At 44.2% G+C, this 16,370-nt stretch carries 17 protein-coding genes; 7 read left to right on the top strand and 10 right to left on the bottom strand.

What is annotated here, in order from left to right; genetic code table 11:
• Positions 1-69: 69 nt before the first annotated feature.
• The 4 genes from CI957_RS02120 to CI957_RS10830 form a co-directional block, all read right to left on the bottom strand.
• A complete protein-coding gene (locus CI957_RS02120) occupies positions 70-1,194 on the bottom strand; it encodes a glycosyltransferase family 4 protein (RefSeq protein ID WP_096712011.1) in 1,125 nt (374 codons plus the stop codon).
• A gap of 4 nt (positions 1,195-1,198) precedes the next feature.
• Positions 1,199-2,329 carry a glycosyltransferase family 2 protein gene (locus CI957_RS02115; protein ID WP_096712012.1) on the bottom strand — a complete coding sequence of 377 codons (1,131 nt, stop codon included), beginning with the start codon at positions 2,327-2,329 and terminating at the stop codon, positions 1,199-1,201.
• A 305-nt stretch (positions 2,330-2,634) separates the two neighbouring features.
• Positions 2,635-2,976: a transposase gene (locus CI957_RS10835; RefSeq protein WP_128754127.1), complete on the bottom strand. Its 342-nt coding sequence runs from the start codon at positions 2,974-2,976 to the stop codon at positions 2,635-2,637.
• 39 nt (positions 2,977-3,015) lie between these two features.
• Entirely contained in the window at positions 3,016-3,192 is a 177-nt protein-coding gene (locus CI957_RS10830) for a hypothetical protein (protein ID WP_164909004.1), read from the bottom strand.
• Positions 3,193-3,478: 286 nt separating this feature from the next.
• Between CI957_RS10830 and CI957_RS02105 the strand changes: the two genes are divergently transcribed.
• Together CI957_RS02105 and CI957_RS02100 are read left to right on the top strand one after the other, a co-directional pair.
• Positions 3,479-4,426, top strand: coding sequence for an NAD-dependent epimerase/dehydratase family protein (locus CI957_RS02105; protein ID WP_096712014.1), 948 nt, complete (start codon positions 3,479-3,481; stop codon positions 4,424-4,426).
• Between the two features lie 77 nt (positions 4,427-4,503).
• Positions 4,504-5,871, top strand: a complete 1,368-nt coding sequence (locus tag CI957_RS02100; protein WP_096712015.1) for a mannose-1-phosphate guanylyltransferase/mannose-6-phosphate isomerase — start codon at positions 4,504-4,506, stop codon at positions 5,869-5,871.
• Between the two features lie 187 nt (positions 5,872-6,058).
• On the opposite strand, the gene CI957_RS11195 is transcribed toward CI957_RS02100, so the two are convergent.
• The 4 genes from CI957_RS11195 to CI957_RS02080 all read right to left on the bottom strand — a co-directional run bounded on the left by CI957_RS11195 (position 6,059) and on the right by CI957_RS02080 (position 10,168).
• Positions 6,059-6,226, bottom strand: a complete 168-nt coding sequence (locus tag CI957_RS11195) for an NAD-dependent epimerase/dehydratase family protein (RefSeq protein ID WP_123151386.1) — start codon at positions 6,224-6,226, stop codon at positions 6,059-6,061.
• Between the two features lie 659 nt (positions 6,227-6,885).
• Positions 6,886-8,664: an adenosylcobalamin-dependent ribonucleoside-diphosphate reductase gene (locus CI957_RS02090; protein ID WP_241645819.1), complete on the bottom strand. Its 1,779-nt coding sequence runs from the start codon at positions 8,662-8,664 to the stop codon at positions 6,886-6,888.
• A 53-nt stretch (positions 8,665-8,717) separates the two neighbouring features.
• Complete coding sequence (locus CI957_RS02085) at positions 8,718-9,824, bottom strand: SO_0444 family Cu/Zn efflux transporter (RefSeq protein ID WP_128754125.1); 1,107 nt, start codon at positions 9,822-9,824, stop codon at positions 8,718-8,720.
• Entirely contained in the window at positions 9,821-10,168 is a 348-nt protein-coding gene (locus tag CI957_RS02080; RefSeq protein WP_128754124.1) for a metalloregulator ArsR/SmtB family transcription factor, read from the bottom strand. Before CI957_RS02080 ends, CI957_RS02085 begins: the two co-directional genes overlap by 4 nt.
• A gap of 184 nt (positions 10,169-10,352) precedes the next feature.
• Here CI957_RS02080 and CI957_RS02075 point away from each other — a divergent pair, with 184 nt between their 5' ends.
• Positions 10,353-10,928: a flavodoxin family protein gene (locus tag CI957_RS02075; protein WP_096712020.1), complete on the top strand. Its 576-nt coding sequence runs from the start codon at positions 10,353-10,355 to the stop codon at positions 10,926-10,928.
• A 103-nt stretch (positions 10,929-11,031) separates the two neighbouring features.
• Here CI957_RS02075 and CI957_RS02070 read toward each other — a convergent pair whose 3' ends face one another.
• Positions 11,032-12,207: a S1C family serine protease gene (locus CI957_RS02070; RefSeq protein WP_241645817.1), complete on the bottom strand. Its 1,176-nt coding sequence runs from the start codon at positions 12,205-12,207 to the stop codon at positions 11,032-11,034.
• A gap of 142 nt (positions 12,208-12,349) precedes the next feature.
• Here CI957_RS02070 and CI957_RS02065 point away from each other — a divergent pair, with 142 nt between their 5' ends.
• Complete coding sequence (locus CI957_RS02065) at positions 12,350-13,348, top strand: sensor histidine kinase KdpD (RefSeq protein ID WP_164909003.1); 999 nt, start codon at positions 12,350-12,352, stop codon at positions 13,346-13,348.
• Here CI957_RS02065 and CI957_RS02060 read toward each other — a convergent pair.
• Entirely contained in the window at positions 13,337-13,750 is a 414-nt protein-coding gene (locus CI957_RS02060) for an HIT family protein (protein WP_096712022.1), read from the bottom strand. The two genes, CI957_RS02065 and CI957_RS02060, sit on opposite strands and share 12 nt — an antisense overlap.
• Positions 13,751-13,890: 140 nt before the next feature.
• Here CI957_RS02060 and CI957_RS02055 point away from each other — a divergent pair, with 140 nt between their 5' ends.
• Genes CI957_RS02055 through feoB form a run of 3 tightly spaced genes read left to right on the top strand, consistent with a single transcriptional unit; the run spans position 13,891 to position 16,368 of the window.
• The gene (locus tag CI957_RS02055) at positions 13,891-14,136 is read left to right on the top strand and encodes a ferrous iron transport protein A (RefSeq protein ID WP_105460284.1); all 246 of its coding nucleotides are present in this window, start codon (positions 13,891-13,893) and stop codon (positions 14,134-14,136) included.
• On the top strand, positions 14,133-14,387 hold the full coding sequence (locus CI957_RS02050; protein WP_096712024.1) for a FeoA family protein: 255 nt from the start codon (positions 14,133-14,135) through the stop codon (positions 14,385-14,387). The genes CI957_RS02055 and CI957_RS02050 overlap by 4 nt, the downstream gene beginning before the upstream one ends.
• Entirely contained in the window at positions 14,380-16,368 is a 1,989-nt protein-coding gene (gene feoB / locus CI957_RS02045; protein WP_096712025.1) for a ferrous iron transport protein B, read from the top strand. The genes CI957_RS02050 and feoB overlap by 8 nt, the downstream gene beginning before the upstream one ends.
• The last annotated feature ends 2 nt before the right edge of the window (positions 16,369-16,370 follow it).

Below are 16,370 nucleotides of genomic sequence, written 5' to 3'. Positions count from 1 at the left end.
TACTGGAGTAATTTCACATAAGATGGAGTAATATTTCCAGTATTTCTTATTTCTCAAAAAAATTATATATCATTCATATAGTAAAATAAGTTTTTCGTATACAATGTCCCATTCATATTTCCCGGCCTTTTGAACTGTATTTTCTACACACATTTTTTGGAATGAATCATCTAATAGTATCTTCTTTAAAACAGAATCGATCTGATCAGAATCAAGTTCTACAACAAATCCATTAACACCTTCATCAATCAGGTCCTGTGCTGCATTTCTCTTTTCACTAACAGTGATAACAGGAACCCCGCATGCGAATGCTTCTATTACGATTATTCCGAAACCTTCACGGCTTGAAGGTAGGACAAATACTCTGGAAGATTTGATCCGGGCAATGAGGGCATCATATTTCAGGAACCCGGCAAACTCAACATTATCGGCTATTTCAAGTTCCTGGGAGAGTTTTAACAGCCTGTCCTTTTCAGGCCCATCTCCGATGATGCAGCATTTAAGTTGCGGGAGGTTGGCTTTTAATCTGGCCACTGCATTTAATAGAACATCGATATTTTTCTCTTTTATGAGCCTGCCTGCAAAAATTATGTCGCAAGTTTTGTTTGCAGGTTTTATACCTGTTATTTTCTGGAGATTGATTCCGTTCGGAACAACCTGTATCTTTTCCGGGTCCGTTCCAATAGAGATGAGTTGTTTTTTTGTCCACTCTGAAACAGCAATATTTTCTGATGATATTTTCGCAACAATCCTCTCTATAATTTTCCCAAAAAATCCCCTCCTCCCCATATACTCATACCAGTAGTCATCCCAGACCTCATGCCATGTGAAAAAGGCCGGGGTTTTTCTGAGAACAGATACTGTCCTTACGGTGAAGCAGGAAAAATACGGGAAGACACTTACATCAATAACATCAAATTTCTCTTTTAATAAAGGCTTGAAGAGTTTCACTGAAAAAATCAGGGCCTCAGAGATCGACCGCTTTCCATTGATATACAGTTCCCTGGCCGCACATACGCCATGGAGGGTCATACCCTCGTATTCAATAATATTCTCGCCTTCCCACCATTTGACCCCAAAAAGATGGACTTCGTCTCCACGTTCAGCAAGGCGTTTTCCGATCTCATAAATGCGCTTTTCAGCACCCCCTTTGACCCAGGGGTATATCGCATCATAGACAAAAGCGACCTTCAAGAAATCACCTATCAATATCGGTACCAAGAAGCATTACACTCAGGAAAATGGAACCAAAGATCATCTGCAGTCCCAGTGCGGCAAGTACCATTACCACAATAGCGATTTCGACCTCTGACAGGGACCCATAGCCAGTGCTTGCCCAGGTATACACAATCCAAAGGCCCAATATAAAGCTCAGTATCAGCAAACCGGAGCCTATGAACAGCTCCTTTTCCAGAGAGTGGTAACTTAACATCTTCCTGAATACGTCATTCTTTTTATGGTATATGCCATGAATAAGACCATAGGCCTTCATATAGGAGCCAGTGGCGAGTATCTGTCCGCCCACAATAAGCAACATACCTCCCAGAATAAAAGAATGCAGTCGTGTTTCCACTACATTACCCTGCAGGAGAGAAAGAGCAGTAAGTAAAAAGCCTACCAGAAATACAAGAAAGCCCGGCACAAACATAAATTTCAGAGGTTGATACAGCATCATGAATCTTACATGCCGCCAGCCGTCCTGCAGCGACCGGAGTTTGGACGGGGCATAACGTACATGATAGCTGATAGGTACCTCTTTGATCCTCAGGTCATTATAGGACGCCTCTATGACCATCTCCGAGGCAAACTCCATGCCATGGGTCTTGAGTTTCATCTTATCAAGGGCTTCCCTTGTAAATGCCCGCATTCCGCAATGTGCATCCGATATATCTGTTTTAAACAATAAATTCAACATCCGGGTCAGCAAAGGATTCCCAATATACTGGTGGAGCCACGGCATGGCCCCCTTTTGAATATTACCTCTCAACCTGCTTCCAATAACAAAATCCGCCTCTCCATTGATCAAATACTTCATAAATCCGGTTAATTCTTCCAGATCGTAGGTATTATCGGAATCCGCAATCGCAATATAATCACCTGTTGTGCTTGAGAGGCCCGCCATATAGGCATTTCCATAGCCTTCCTTGCCTGAAATGACCCGGGCACCCATGGATGCAGCAATCTCAGGAGTCATATCAGAAGAGTTGTCAACCACGATAATCTCCCCCTCAAGGTTGCATTTTTCAAAAACCTTCTTCGCTTTTGTGATGCAGATCCCAATGGTCTTTTCCTCATTCATGGAAGGCATCACAACGGACAATTTGGGCATGTGGATTGTTAATGAATATGTTGGTTTAAATATTTTTTTATGAACGCAAAAAGATGAATTCAGTTACCCAGAGATAATACACGTAAACTTAGTAACAATATATCTAAAGACATCTGGTAATTTCAGAATTATTGTTAGTTTCAATATTTCCTGGAATTTCGAGGATTTCTACAGAGCCATACCCTCCCTTACGGCAAGGGGCTTGAATGTCAATTAAGCATTCGTCCGGGTGGCTGACAAGCACCCCTGAGATTCCAGGATATACCTGTAATCCCGTGTTCTGTGTTCAATATTCATTGCATCTATCAGATCGGCATTGTTCTCATACCAACATCTATACCCATGAAAGTAGAAGCATCTGTTATTTGTTTATCAGGAACTTCTTTCTCCACACATAAATGGAAATAATAATCTCCGTCTTTATGTTTTACAACTTTGGATGCCTGATATTTCCATGAACCATCAAAATACTGTTTAGCGTAATCATAATTCAAAATGGAATAAGATTTTCTTCCATTAATAGTGGTTATTTTGACCGTATCTTCACTAACAGTAAAATCTCTTTTGTAAGAAAAAGTCATTGATGACGGCGAAAACTCTACTTTTTGCCCTTTTCTGTTTATGTAATGTTTTGTAACATCCTGCAACTTGTCGTGGGATATTACAACTCATCTGGGATTTTAATTTTAATATTTCACGAAGATAGAAGTAAACTTCTGTAATTTCATTGCTGGAATCGGTTTACCTTTGTCAAAAACAAATTTGGAAGCATAATTCATTCCATCCGAATATTTCTGCATAGTTTCCACCAAATCATTATCAGGATTTGCCATTTTCAGGATAACTGTTTTAGTAAGAAACATACACTACTATATTCACTTACTTATTATAAAAAATTACTTTTCTGAATATCAGGCGCATTCCTCTCCTACCTTACGGAAAGGAACTCCTGCTCGATGAGTTGAAGTTACTTTTGACAATTCGTATTTTTGACTAACTTCGAAATTATTCAGTTTTTGAATATATCATTGAATTACTGCAATTATTCTACCAGGCAATTCCACTCCGATCATCTCTTATAGTAAAAATAATATCAATGATCAAATCATTTTGCAGCAAAAACATTAGCATTATCCGCAGGGTCGGTCCATGTCAGAAAAAGCAATACAAAAGATACTGGTAACAGGTGGTGCAGGTTTTATCGGCAGCCATCTGGTAGATCGCCTGTTGTCTGAAGGTTATGAAGTCACAGTTTTTGATAACCTGAGTTCAGGGAACAAGAAATATATCGAACCCCATCTAGACAAACCAAATTTCACATTTCTGGAAGCCGACCTGCTAGATGAACCCGCTATCAACAAAGCCTGCTGTGGCATTGATATGGTCTATCATGCTGCTGCAAACCCCGATGTCCGGCTGGGTGTGGAAAATACAAAGGTACATTTCGACCAGAACATCAGGGCTACCTACAACTTGCTGGAGGCCATGCGCAAAAACGAAGTGCCAAATCTTGCCTTCACATCAACCTCCACAGTCTATGGTGAAGCAACAGTAATACCAACCCCGGAAGATTACGGCCCACTTGTCCCGATTTCCCTCTACGGTGCCTCCAAACTGGCCTGTGAGGCTCTGATTACTTCATATTCCCATACTTTTGACATGAACTGCTGGATATTCCGTTTTGCCAATATCATAGGAAGCCGAAGTAATCACGGCATAATCTTTGATTTTATCAACAAACTTCGCGCCAATCCAAAATCCCTTGAAATTCTGGGAGACGGTAAACAATCCAAATCCTACCTCCACGTTCCAGAATGTGTCAAGGCCATTCTCTTTGCAGTTGAGCATTCCAGAAACACAGTGAATATCTTCAACATCGGTTCAGAGGACACCCTCAGTGCTACAGAGATAGGTGAAGTTGTGGCTGAAGAGATGGGTCTGCAGGACGTTGAATTCACTTATACAGGTGGTTCACGTGGCTGGAAAGGTGATGTGCCGAAAATGAGACTGGATGTGGCGAAGTTGAGGGAGATTGGTTGGAATGCCCGATGTACTTCTCAAGAGAGTGTGAGGAATGCTGTGCGGGAGTTGCTGTGAATTAACATAATATATAAATACACAATGCAAAATACCATAAATCAATCAAAGTAAGTAGAATCTCCAGTGATTATAATATGAAATCGATAATCCTTGCCGGTGGAACTGGCACACGTCTCTGGCCCCTGAGCCGCTCGCAGTATCCCAAACAGTTCTTGAAGTTTGGAAAACATTCCCTGTTCCAGGACACTGTATTGCGCTGTCTTGAGATATCGGATATTTCTGAAATTTTCGTGGTCACCAATTCAACTCAGCAGTTTTACATCAAGGGTCATATCCAGGAATTGGGATACGATCTGCCGGAGGAAAATCTTCTGATCGAGCCTGAAGGCAAAAATACCCTGCCAGCCATCTGTTTTGGGATGAAGGTGATCGAGAAAAAATATGGCAAATCCACTGTAGGGGTCTTTTCATCGGACCATGTAATGGCTTCCTCTGCAATGCAGATTATTGCAGAGGCAGAAATACTCGCAGAAAACCATCTGGTAACCTTCGGTGTAACTCCCACATCGCCTAACACCGGTTATGGTTATATCAAACCTGCAGAACAGATCAATATGGGCTTCAGGGTCTCTGAGTTCAGGGAAAAGCCGGATGTTGAGACTGCAGAACATTACATTGCAGAAGGTTGTCTCTGGAATAGCGGGATGTTCCTTCTTAATACTGAAACTTTTTTCACAGAGATCAAGAAACATGCTCCAGAGTTTTATAACGCTTTTAATTCCTCGGCAAACATGCAGGAAACATACAACAATCTTCCTTCGAAGTCGGTGGATTACGGCATAATGGAAAAATCCGACAACGTGGTCGTGGTCCAGCTTGATGCAAAGTGGAGTGATCTGGGTAATTTCTCTGCCATCTATGAAGAAATGCTAAAGGACCAGGAGGGTAACGTGATTAATGACTGTGACCAGATGAACCTGAATTCCAGTAATAACCTTATCCACTCAAAACCTGGCAAAATGGTAAGCCTCATAGACACAAATGACATGGCAGTGGTGGACACTCCTGATGCCCTTCTCATCTGTCCCAGAAACAGCAGCCATAAGGTCAAGCAGGTAGTTAACCAGCTGAAATCCAGAAACGATCCCAGAGCCAGCATCGGCCAGACTGTCTACCGGCCATGGGGGTCTTATACTGTGCTTGAATGGTCTGATGCTCATGTAATCAAAAAGATACGGGTTTTGCCTGAGCAAAAACTCAGTCTCCAGTTACATTATCACAGGAGTGAGCACTGGGTGGTTGTGACAGGTATGGCAGAGGTCCATGTAAACGGCGAAGAATTCTTTGTCAGGCCAGGCGAGAGTACCTTTATCCGTGCAGGAGAGAAGCACAGGCTGGGCAATCCTAGTACTATCCCACTTGAAATCATTGAGGTACAGCTGGGAGAATATGTGGCAGAGGATGATATTGTCAGGTTTGACGATGAATATGGAAGGAATTGATTCAATCTTTCTTTAGGCTCTACATCAGGCCAAATCCTAAAATATTTGCAACAAAAATATCAGATACACTAAAATATATCGTCTGCCATTGCATCTTCATACTTAATACCCAGATTGCTTCCAAAAAAATCCATTATTCTAAAGTATTGCTAGATGATTTTACTCCTGTATATGTATTAAGCACTGATTATAACTTTCTTTTTTGGATTACTAGGTCAATCAGTTCCAAAATATCATATACTGATATGAAATCACTTGTCTGTTTTCTATCCCCTAAAGTGGTCGGGGATTGTTTGGCCTTTATACTTTCTATGAATTTTGAGATTAGCCCCAAAGAAGGGTTAGAGGAAATCATGTTGGAGATTGTAGATATTGAAAGGACGAATACAAACTATAATAGGTATTCCAAAAGAATGGTGATACACCTAGCGTATTTTCATCAGCCAGTTTACTTACTCAGTAAGGGGATTTGAGTTTAAATATGATATCAATAAAATAATCAAGGTAACCAGTTTTTTCTTTTGTGTTTTTCGCTGGAATTACGGATAGATTAAACTTCTCTTTTTTGTTTATGATAGAAAAGGATACGTATGAATAGAAAGATTTCGGTCTCTGTAGAAACTCTTTCTTCTAACTTTCACTAATGTATTATTTATATAAGAAAAGTCCCAATGTAATTTTGGCTAAAATAAACACAAAGGGAGTGAATATATTTTGTTCCAGATTTAAGATCTGGAACTCCCATTATATCTATAATTGAATGGCATGTCAAAAGATTAATTAAAATTTATCGATTCAGTTATGTCTGTAGCTGGAGGATCACATCTTTCGATTTAACTTCAAGAATGACACAACCTGAATGCATGGCATATGTCATGCCCTGAAAAAAAACGGATCTCATACCAGTGGTACATTTTATTCTCAAGTATGCATCAAAAATTACTGGAATATTTCTGGGTGATTTATGCATCCGGCAGTATTCGACTCCTCAAAACCGGACAATCACAATTTACCTCACTCACATCCGTTTTTCGTACAGGCCTTTACCGTTGCAGTGCTATCATCCCTTTTCTTCCCGGTCCCCCCGATCTCCAGCACCTGCTCTGCCTTGCTTCCATAACGGTAAGCAGCAATTCCCTTACACTTCAACCGGTAGGCCAGCATGTAGATCTCCCGGAAAGCCTCCTCCGTAGCCTCATGAGGCAGGTTCACGGTCTTGGCAACAGCATTATCCACATGCTTCTGGAAAGCCGCCTGCATCCTCACATGCCATTGAGGTTGGATCTCCAGGGCGGTGGCAAAGACCCGTCTGGTATTTTCCGGTATATTCGGACTGTTCTGCAGGGATCCGGTTTCGGCAACTTCCTCCATCAGCTGTGTGCTGTAGAACCCATGTTTCCTTGCCATCTCCTCAAAAACAGGATCGATCTCTGTCAGCCGGGTTCCCATCACATTGCGCCTGTAGGTGAGGGCAAACATCGGTTCAATTCCTGAAGTGGTATTTGCAATTATGCTCAGGCTGCCTGTGGGGGCCACGGTATTCACCGTTGCATTGCGCATTGCAGGATAATCCCTTGCAAGAGTACTCCTGGGCAAATTCGGGAAACTGCCCCGCTGCTCACCGAGTTCCACAGATTTTTGCACGGCTTCTTGCCGGATGAACTTCATCACTTCTTCCGCTGTTGTGATTCCTTCCTCGCAATCATAGGGAATGCCCAGGCGTGCCAGCATGGCGGCAAATCCCATAACACCCAGGCCGATCTTGCGGTTTTGTTTTGTCCTCTGCTCGATTTGCGGGAGAGGATATTTGTTGGCATCGATCACATTATCCAGGAAATGTACTCCTGTATGGACAGTTTTCTGCAATTTCTGCCAGTCGATTGCCCCTTCCTTAACCATCCGCGCCAGGTTGATCGAGCCGAGGTTGCAGGATTCATAGGGCAAAAGAGGAACCTCTCCGCAGGGATTTGTACTCTCGATTGTGCCGATTGCACTCAGGGGATGTTTGCGGTTGATCTCATCCAGGAAAAGCAGGCCGGGATCTCCGGTCTGGCAGGCACACGTCATTATCCGGTCAAACACATCCCGTGCCTTTAATCTCTTCTCAACTTTACCGGTTCGGGGATTTACAAGGGCATAATCCCTGTCCTGGCTGACAGCCTCCATAAATTCATCCGTCACACCCACCGAGAGATTGAAATTGCGCAGCATATCCTCCTTTTCCTTGGCCCCGATGAACTTGCAAATATCCGGATGGTCAACTCTCAGTACTCCCATATTGGCTCCCCTGCGCCTGCCGCCCTGCTTGATCACATCCGTTGCCTTATCAAAGATCGTCATAAAGGAAAGGGGTCCGGAAGCAACGCCTTCTGTGGAGCGCACAGGATCTCCCTCCGGTCGCAGGTCTGAAAAGGAAAATCCTGTGCCACCGCCGGATTGGTGGATGAGGCTCATATCCTGCAGGGACTTGAAGATACTTTTCAGGGAATCTTCCACAGGCAGCACAAAACACGCACTCAATTGCCCCAGTTCGGTGCCTGCGTTCATGAGGGTTGGGGAATTGGGAAGAAACTCCAGGTCTGCCATTACCTGATAAAAATTATCTTCAGTTTTTTCCACACTGTATCCGTAGCTGCTGTCGACTCTGGCAATAGCCTTTGCAACTCTGCGGAACAACTCGTCGGGCTTTTCTGCGACTTTCCCCTTTGCATCCCTTAAAAGGTAGCGTTTTTCCAGCAACGTTTTTCCATTGGCGGACAATTTGGATTCGATTGCTTTATCCTCTTTATCCATACAAACCCCCATTTTAAGATTGGGTTAAGATGCTTTATAATTACTTCGCCGTTTCAGGAGCAATCCTGGCATTCATCAGTTTCCCTTCTCTGTATCAGGGAATAGGTGATCATTATTGCCAGGAGCAACGCAAAGAATGTTTTCACTTCTGCAGGCAGCAGGTCACTTGCACTTCCCGCAATGGTCGTTGCCTCAATTCCCATTCTAATGTATATGAGGTCGAGCAACATCCCAAATACCAGCGCAAAGAGGGCTATCATTGCAAGATAAATGGTAACAGCCTTTTTGCCCATAAACTTCGTAACCATTGTAATGGTTGCAGCATTGGTGGCCGGTCCTGCAAGCAGGAACACAAATGCGGTACCCGGGCTCATCCCTTTGGCGATAAGGGCGGCTGCCAGGGGCGTGGAAGCGGTGGCGCAGATGTAGAGGGGAATCCCTACAAACAGCATCAGGATCATCGAACCGATCCCGCCTCCAAGGTAGCCTCCCACAATTTCCGCCGGGACAATATAGGAAATCACTCCTGCTATCAGCAGCCCCACAACAAGCCACTTTGCAATATCTCCCAGCAGTTCCACGTAAGCATATTTTATGGCATCAATGGCTCGCTCTTTCAGGCCTGCTTGGCCGCAATCATCACCGCCGCAATCACAACCCGGATTTGTTGCCTCTTCCTTTTTTGAAAGCATAGTGGGGTTTGAGAGTGTATTTGTCACGTCCTTTTCCATAATATTGCTTGTAATTCCTGCTCCCAATGCGGTTATGAAGGTAGCAACAGGTCTGAATACTGTCATAACGGGATCAAGCAGGGCATAGGTGATTGCGATTGAGTCAGCTCCGGTCTGGGGCGTCGATATCAAAAAGGACAGGGTGGCACCATTGTTTGCTCCTCTTTTTTTCAGGGACATTGCCGCAGGTATCACACCGCAGGAACATAGGGGCAGGGGAATGCCGGCAATAGAAGCTTTGAGGACCGAACTGAATTTTCCGGCCCCTCTTCCGAGATGTCCGATAATCTTATCATTGGAAACCACAAGTTCCAGCAGTCCCGCAATTCCAAAACCCAGGAAAAGATAGGGTGCAGCCTCTTCGAAAAGGTACCAGGTCTCGTGTATTATTCCGGCCAGAATTTCCATAACGTTTTGTGCAATGCTCATCGGTATTCCTCAATAATATGCTGTCTGCATGTTTCGATCAGCAGCCTGACATGTTCATCTGCAATGTAGTAGACCGCAAACCGCCCCTCCTTCCTGACCCTCACAAGGTCTAGCTGGCGTAGTATCCGCAGATTGTGGGATATTGCAGACTGTGAGGCTTCAAGTGCTTCACTGAGCTCACATACGCACATATCCCTTTCTTTGAGCAGGAACAGGATATTCAGGCGTGCAGGTGATTGCAGTGCCTGGAATATGGCGGACATACGGGTAACTGTTTCAGGTGCTGGGATTGTGAGATTTTCAATCTGGTTCTTATCCATGCGTTTGCAGGCTGAATTATCCATGAACACATAATCAATCCTTCATATATATAAATCTGTTTCTCTGTGGAATGGAAAAATTAACCGTAAAGTTCCTTCTCCAGTAATTATCTGAATGATTTGAGCGGAAAGTAGTATAATTGTTATATAGGGGAGTGGATAATGCAATTATTGGATATATGTTGTCTAAAGACAAGAAGGTATTAAAATGAAGGTTGTAGCATTCAATGGAAGTCCCAGGGAAGACGGGAACACCGCAAAGCTCGTCAAAAATGTATTTTCAGAACTCGAAAGGCAGGGAATTGAGACCGAAATGATTCAGCTGGGAGGCATCCCTGTCATGGGATGTACTGCCTGCATGAAGTGTTTTGAGAACAAGGACCGCCGATGTGTCATATCCAGTGACCTGATCAATGAATGTATAGAAAAGATGATTGAGGCCGACGGGATAATTATTGCAAGCCCTACATACTTTGCCGATCTGACTACGGAAACAAAAGCCCTGATTGACAGGGCGGGTTTTGTAGGCAAAGCAAACGATGAACTTTTCAAACATAAGGTCGCAGCAGCGGTTGTGGCTGTCAGGAGAGCAGGTGCCCTTCACGCATTTGATTCCATCAACCACTTTTTCTTGCTCTCCCAGATGGTCGTACCGGGTTCAAGCTACTGGAATATAGGAATGGGGCTTGCCCCGGGGGATGTAGAGTCTGATACAGAAGGAATGCAGACAATGCAAAACCTTGGCCAGAATATGGCCTGGCTTATGAAAAAGATCAATGGCTGAGTGGCCACATGTTTCCTTTTTGTGGATACGTATTTCCCGTGTATGAAAATGCGTGTCCATAAACTCTCTTATTCTCCCGTCTCATCAAGTATATTTGGACAATTCATTCCGGGCGTGAGCCAAGTTCCAGTTGTGTTGTCATTTTTTCCCCATCCCTGTAATACTCAAGTTCTATTTCGTCACCCGGCTGTTTCTCACTTATATGCGCTATGATCTGGTCACTGTTGTAGACTTCAACCCCGTCTACTCCTACAATTATATCCCCGTTGATGAAGATTATTTCGTCATTGATCTTTACTTCTTCTGCACTTTTCAGCCCGGCCTCCTCGGCAGGTCCGCCTTCCACTACAACCACGACCATTACTCCTCTGGCCGCCTCCTCATTAAGGTCCATGAAATCTGCTGCCCGGGGACTTACAGGTAGCATCTGTATACCAATCCAGGAATGATCATATTCTCCTTTTTCTATTATGGCATCGGCAACCATCCGGGCTTTATTGGAAGGTATAGCAAAACCCAGATTATCTCCGCTACGGGCACGGTTGACTCCGATCACTTTCCCTGAGAGATCAATAAGCGGCCCTCCTGAATTGCCCGGGTTTAACGGTGCATCGGTCTGTATAACATTTGGGATGGAAAATCCGTTTGTTGTAGACATTGTCCTGCCCGTGGCACTGACAATTCCATGTGTTACACTTCCCTCAAGTCCGAAAGGCGTACCTATTGCCATCACCATCTGAGCAGGATTTATCCTGGATGAGTTGGCCATTGGCAGAGGATAGGGCTGGCAGGTTTCATCACAGGGGACTTCATCGACTTTTAATACCGCAATATCAGAATATACATCAGTGCCCGTGATTTCAGCATCCATTACCACTCCGTTGCTGAAATATACTTCTACGGAATCAGCACTTTCCACGACATGCTGGTTCGTTACGATATACCCTTCTGCATCATAAAGAAATCCCGATCCGCCACTTATGAATTGGTCTCCGTTAATTTCTCCTTCTGCCCTTACGGAGACAACCGAGTCAAAGACCAGATTATAGAGATTCTCATATATTTCACCGGAACTGCCGTTGATTATTATGTTTGAAACATTGCTCTCAGGAATATCCGTAGCCGGTGTTTCCTCTCCGTAAAGTATTGTTGTTAAACTGATCCCGAGTACAAATCCGATAAGGAGAAACAATATTGCCATCAGGGGTAGTACGTTTCCTTTTTCTTCCCTGTGCAGAGAAACTGGAACTATCATCATGGTATCCATTGTCGGTAACATTTATTGCGTTTTCGTCTCTTAATAATCATTCTATGAAGTTCATGCACAATATTACTTATACTTGTGTACTATATTTGATTGGATTTGAGTTGGCATGCATACGGAAAACAAATTCTATAAAATATGTATCTTCCTTTTTCTTTTGACTCTGCTACTATGGTTGTCTATTTTCCCTCTGAAATCCTCATTTGATACCGGAGATGTAGCTGTTGAAGGATTGTACCTGTTTTGTGCTTTACTTTCTCTTTTGATTATCTATAAATTGGATGACGCAAGGTTGGTTGCAGGCTGGTTTCTGTTTGTTTATGGTCTGTTTGTTGATTTTTTGGATGAGTTTACCCATGAACCGGATTTTCTCAGCGTTTATTTTGAAGCATTTCTCACCGCATCCGGACTTCTCATTATTGCCTCTGGTTTTTATTATCATTTGAGGGAATGGGAACAAACAAACGAACAATTGAGATATGAAATATCCTTCAAGGAAACCCTGCTGGATGTCATGCGTCATGATCTTTTGAATCTGGCAAATGTTGTAAAGGGTTATTCTGATCTCTTATCAATGACCAACCCTGATCCCGATACAACCAGATATTTAGACAAGATCCGCAAAGGGAACGATGCCCAAATAAAGATGATCAAAGATATATCAGAACTTGCACGTTTGGAATCCGTTACAGCAATCACATTTCAGGAGATGGATTTATCATTAATCCTGAAGGAGGCCCTGAATGAATCGGCATTCCTGTATCACGAAAGAAATATACAGATCATCAATGAACTTGAGGGAGCCTATCCGGTCCATGCGAACAATATTCTGAAACAGGCATTTGTCAATATATTATCTAACGCTGCCAAATATTCTCCGGAGGGCAGTTCTGTCAGGATATATACAGAAGATGTGGATGCATACTGGAGGATAAATATAGCAGATAGCGGCCCGGGTATTGCTGATGAAGATAAAGTTCATATCTTCAAACGCTTCAGCAGGGCTCATAAAGGCAGCACCAGTGGCAGTGGCATAGGCCTTGCAATTGTGTGGCACATCATCCTGTTGCATAAGGGTTCGGTGAACGTGCATGATAATCCTGCAGGTGGCTCAATATTCAGTCTGGAAATTCCTAAAGTCAATTCAGAATTTTGAGTGAATGACTGAAGCGAGTTGTTCGAGTTCCTCCCTGTCAGGATTGGAATCCACAATGGTATGCATTGATCCTCCGCCGTCATTTTCATAACGAGGAATTATATGCACATGGACATGGGGTACAGTTTGCCCGGCAACCAGGCCATTGTTGATCCCGATATTAACCCCCGGCGCCTCAGTAACTGCAATGACTTTTTTAGCGATCCTGTTGACAGAAGCGAATAATTCGGCTGTCTTTTCCTCACTCATTTCCAGGAAACTGGTTATGTGTTCCTTTGGCAGGACGACTGTATGTCCTCTGGATGTGGGATAGATGTCGAGGAACGCATAGGCATGCTCATCTTCATACACTTTGTGGGAGGGAACTTCTCCGGCTATTATTTTGCAAAATAGACAATCCATGTTTTTCACCTACTTCTACTGGTTGCTTTTATTTTATAACAATTCTGGACTCTCTATTTTAGGCAATACGAAACTTTTAAATCATATAGAAAATATGCAGGACTATAAGTTAGGATACCCCAACATTAGGATGTTGTGAAATGAGCAATAAAACATTGGATTTATTGGATGCGGGTCAAAATGCCCGTGTAATCCAGGTAAAAGGCAAAGGTCCTTCCAGGCGGCGCCTGCTTGAAATGGGAATGGTGCCGGGTGTTGGCCTTAGTGTGACCAAGAAGGCCCCGATGGGTGACCCGGTGGATTTCAAGTTGAAAGGCTACAACCTTTCCCTGCGCAAACAGGAGGCACAGATGATTGTCGTAGAGGTTACTGGAGGAGTAAAATGACATCAAGGATCCCTCTTGCAATGTATCCAACCGGGCAGACATGCCGGATTTGCGATGTGTGTGCCGGAAAAGGGCTAAAAAGAAGACTCATGGAGATGGGTTTGACCCCTGAATCCATTATTCAGCCCCTGGGGTGTAACAGGGGGTCTTTTCTGGTATTGGTAAACGGTACACGTTATGCCCTGGGCAGGGGAATGGCCAATAAAATAATAGTTGAGCCAGTTTACGGGGAGGTGCCACAGTTTGGCTGAAAAGATAAAAGTTGCAGTGGCAGGCAATCCCAATGTGGGTAAAACCACAATCTTCAATGCTCTTACCGGAGCACGTCAGAAGGTAGGTAACTGGCCCGGTGTGACTGTAGAAAAGAAGGAGGGCACAAAGAAACACAAAGACCATATCCTGGAAATTGTAGATCTGCCGGGTACTTACAGTTTAACGGCCTATTCGGCCGATGAAGTGGTTGCCAGGGATTACATCCTTGAAGAGAAACCCGATGTTGTTGTACAGGTCCTGGACTCCACAAATCTTGAAAGAAACCTGTACCTGACATCCCAGCTGCTTGAAATGGGTACCAATTTGGTTCTTGCCTTGAACATGTCAGATCGTGCCGAAACACGGGGGGACGATATTGATATCCGCAGACTTGAAAGCCTGTTAGGTGTTTCTGCAATTAAAACCGCGGCAAACGAAGGAAGAGGTATCAATGCGCTTCTGGATTCTATTGTGAACAAAACAGAAAGTAACCCTCCCCTTCCTCATGAAATCGGCTATGGTGGCAGAGTGGAAGAAAATATCTGTGCACTGGAGGAAATTCTGGGCAGTGATCGGGAATTATCAAAAAATTATCCCTCTCGCTGGATGGCTGTGAAATTGCTTGAAGGGGATGAGAATGCCCTTTCCAAATTATCTTCAAGCAGCATTGAAGGAAAAGTGCAGAATTTCCTTTCGGATCTTGACCATGAAGAATACGAAGTTGAAATGGCAGATAAAAGGTATGAGTTTATAGGTACCCTGCTGCCCCAGGTCTGCACAACCTGTGCTGAAGATGTATCTCCCTCGGATATGGTGGACAAAGTCATCACCAACAAGTATCTGGGTATTCCTATCTTCCTCACCCTGATGTGGGGTATGTTCGAACTGACCTTTGCTTTTGCCACTCCTTTTATGGAACTGATCGACATGTTCTTCGGGTGGCTGGCGGCAGCGGTTACCTCAAACATTGAAACTGTTTGGCTTGCTTCCCTTCTGGGTGATGGTATTGTTGCCGGTGTGGGATCTGTCCTGCTCTTTGTGCCCAATATTTTCATCCTGTTCTTCGTCATCGCCCTGCTTGAAAGCAGCGGCTATATGGCAAGAGCTGCCTTCATAATGGACAGACTGATGTATACAATGGGATTGCAGGGCAAGTCATTCATTCCCATGCTCACAGGCTTTGGGTGCTCCGTTCCTGCTATAATGGCAACCCGTACTTTGGAGGATGAAAAGGACAGGCTCATCACGATGCTGGTTACGCCCTTCATGTCCTGTGGAGCCAGGTTGCCGGTGTATATTCTGCTTGCGGGAACATTTTTCAGCAGGCAGGCAGGTTCGGTAATTTTCGGTCTGTATGTATTGGGGATACTTGTGGCTATTGTTTCGGCCAAACTCTTCCGGACATTCATCGCTAAAGGCCAGCCGTCTCCTTTCATCATGGAACTCCCTCCTTATACCAGGCCTTCACTGAAGGATTCCCTGCAACACATGTGGAATCAGGGCTACCTCTACCTCAGGAAGGTCGGGACAATAATTGTCGGTGGGGTCGTGCTCATCTGGCTGTTGGCCTACTTCCCGCAGGGGGCAGACTATGGTAGTGCTGATAGTCTGATAGGCTCACTGGGTAAATTGATCGAACCCCTTGTAGCCCCTCTTGGATTTGACTGGAAAATAGCCGTTGCACTGGTCTTCGGATTTGTGGCCAAGGAAATTGTAGTGGGTTCCCTGGGGACCCTGTATGGTACAGGGGAAGGTGAGGCTCTGTCCTCTGCCTTGGTGGCAGACCCGGGTTTCACTCCTGCAATAGCCCTGGGGCTAATGGTGTTCACTCTGCTCTATGTGCCCTGCATAGGAGCTGTTGCAGTTATCAAGAAAGAAACGGGTTCATGGAAATGGATGTTTTTCCAGGCGGCATATTCAACAGCAGTGGCCTGGATACTGGCACTGGTGACAATAGGTGTTGGAAATATAGTTCTTTAATG

The organism is Methanohalophilus sp. WG1-DM (assembly GCF_004104135.1).
In the GTDB taxonomy this organism is placed as follows: Archaea; Halobacteriota; Methanosarcinia; order Methanosarcinales; family Methanosarcinaceae; genus Methanohalophilus; species Methanohalophilus euhalobius.
This window is presented reverse-complemented; position numbering and strand designations above follow the sequence as displayed.

Bases quoted from the DNA above. Each gene is read 5' to 3' on its own strand.
- CI957_RS02105 (WP_096712014.1), top strand. From the start codon at position 3,479: ATGTCAGAAAAAGCAATACAAAAGATACTGGTAACAGGTGGTGCAGGT.
- CI957_RS02090 (WP_241645819.1), bottom strand. From the start codon at position 8,664: ATGGATAAAGAGGATAAAGCAATCGAATCCAAATTGTCCGCCAATGGA.
- CI957_RS02080 (WP_128754124.1), bottom strand. From the start codon at position 10,168: ATGGATAATTCAGCCTGCAAACGCATGGATAAGAACCAGATTGAAAAT.
- CI957_RS02085 (WP_128754125.1), bottom strand. From the start codon at position 9,824: ATGAGCATTGCACAAAACGTTATGGAAATTCTGGCCGGAATAATACAC.
- CI957_RS11195 (WP_123151386.1), bottom strand. From the start codon at position 6,226: ATGATTTCCTCTAACCCTTCTTTGGGGCTAATCTCAAAATTCATAGAA.
- CI957_RS10830 (WP_164909004.1), bottom strand. From the start codon at position 3,192: ATGTTTCTTACTAAAACAGTTATCCTGAAAATGGCAAATCCTGATAAT.
- CI957_RS02100 (WP_096712015.1), top strand. From the start codon at position 4,504: ATGAAATCGATAATCCTTGCCGGTGGAACTGGCACACGTCTCTGGCCC.
- CI957_RS02055 (WP_105460284.1), top strand. From the start codon at position 13,891: ATGAGCAATAAAACATTGGATTTATTGGATGCGGGTCAAAATGCCCGT.
- CI957_RS02060 (WP_096712022.1), bottom strand. From the start codon at position 13,750: ATGGATTGTCTATTTTGCAAAATAATAGCCGGAGAAGTTCCCTCCCAC.
- CI957_RS02115 (WP_096712012.1), bottom strand. From the start codon at position 2,329: ATGCCCAAATTGTCCGTTGTGATGCCTTCCATGAATGAGGAAAAGACC.
- CI957_RS02075 (WP_096712020.1), top strand. From the start codon at position 10,353: ATGAAGGTTGTAGCATTCAATGGAAGTCCCAGGGAAGACGGGAACACC.
- CI957_RS02050 (WP_096712024.1), top strand. From the start codon at position 14,133: ATGACATCAAGGATCCCTCTTGCAATGTATCCAACCGGGCAGACATGC.
- CI957_RS02070 (WP_241645817.1), bottom strand. From the start codon at position 12,207: ATGTTACCGACAATGGATACCATGATGATAGTTCCAGTTTCTCTGCAC.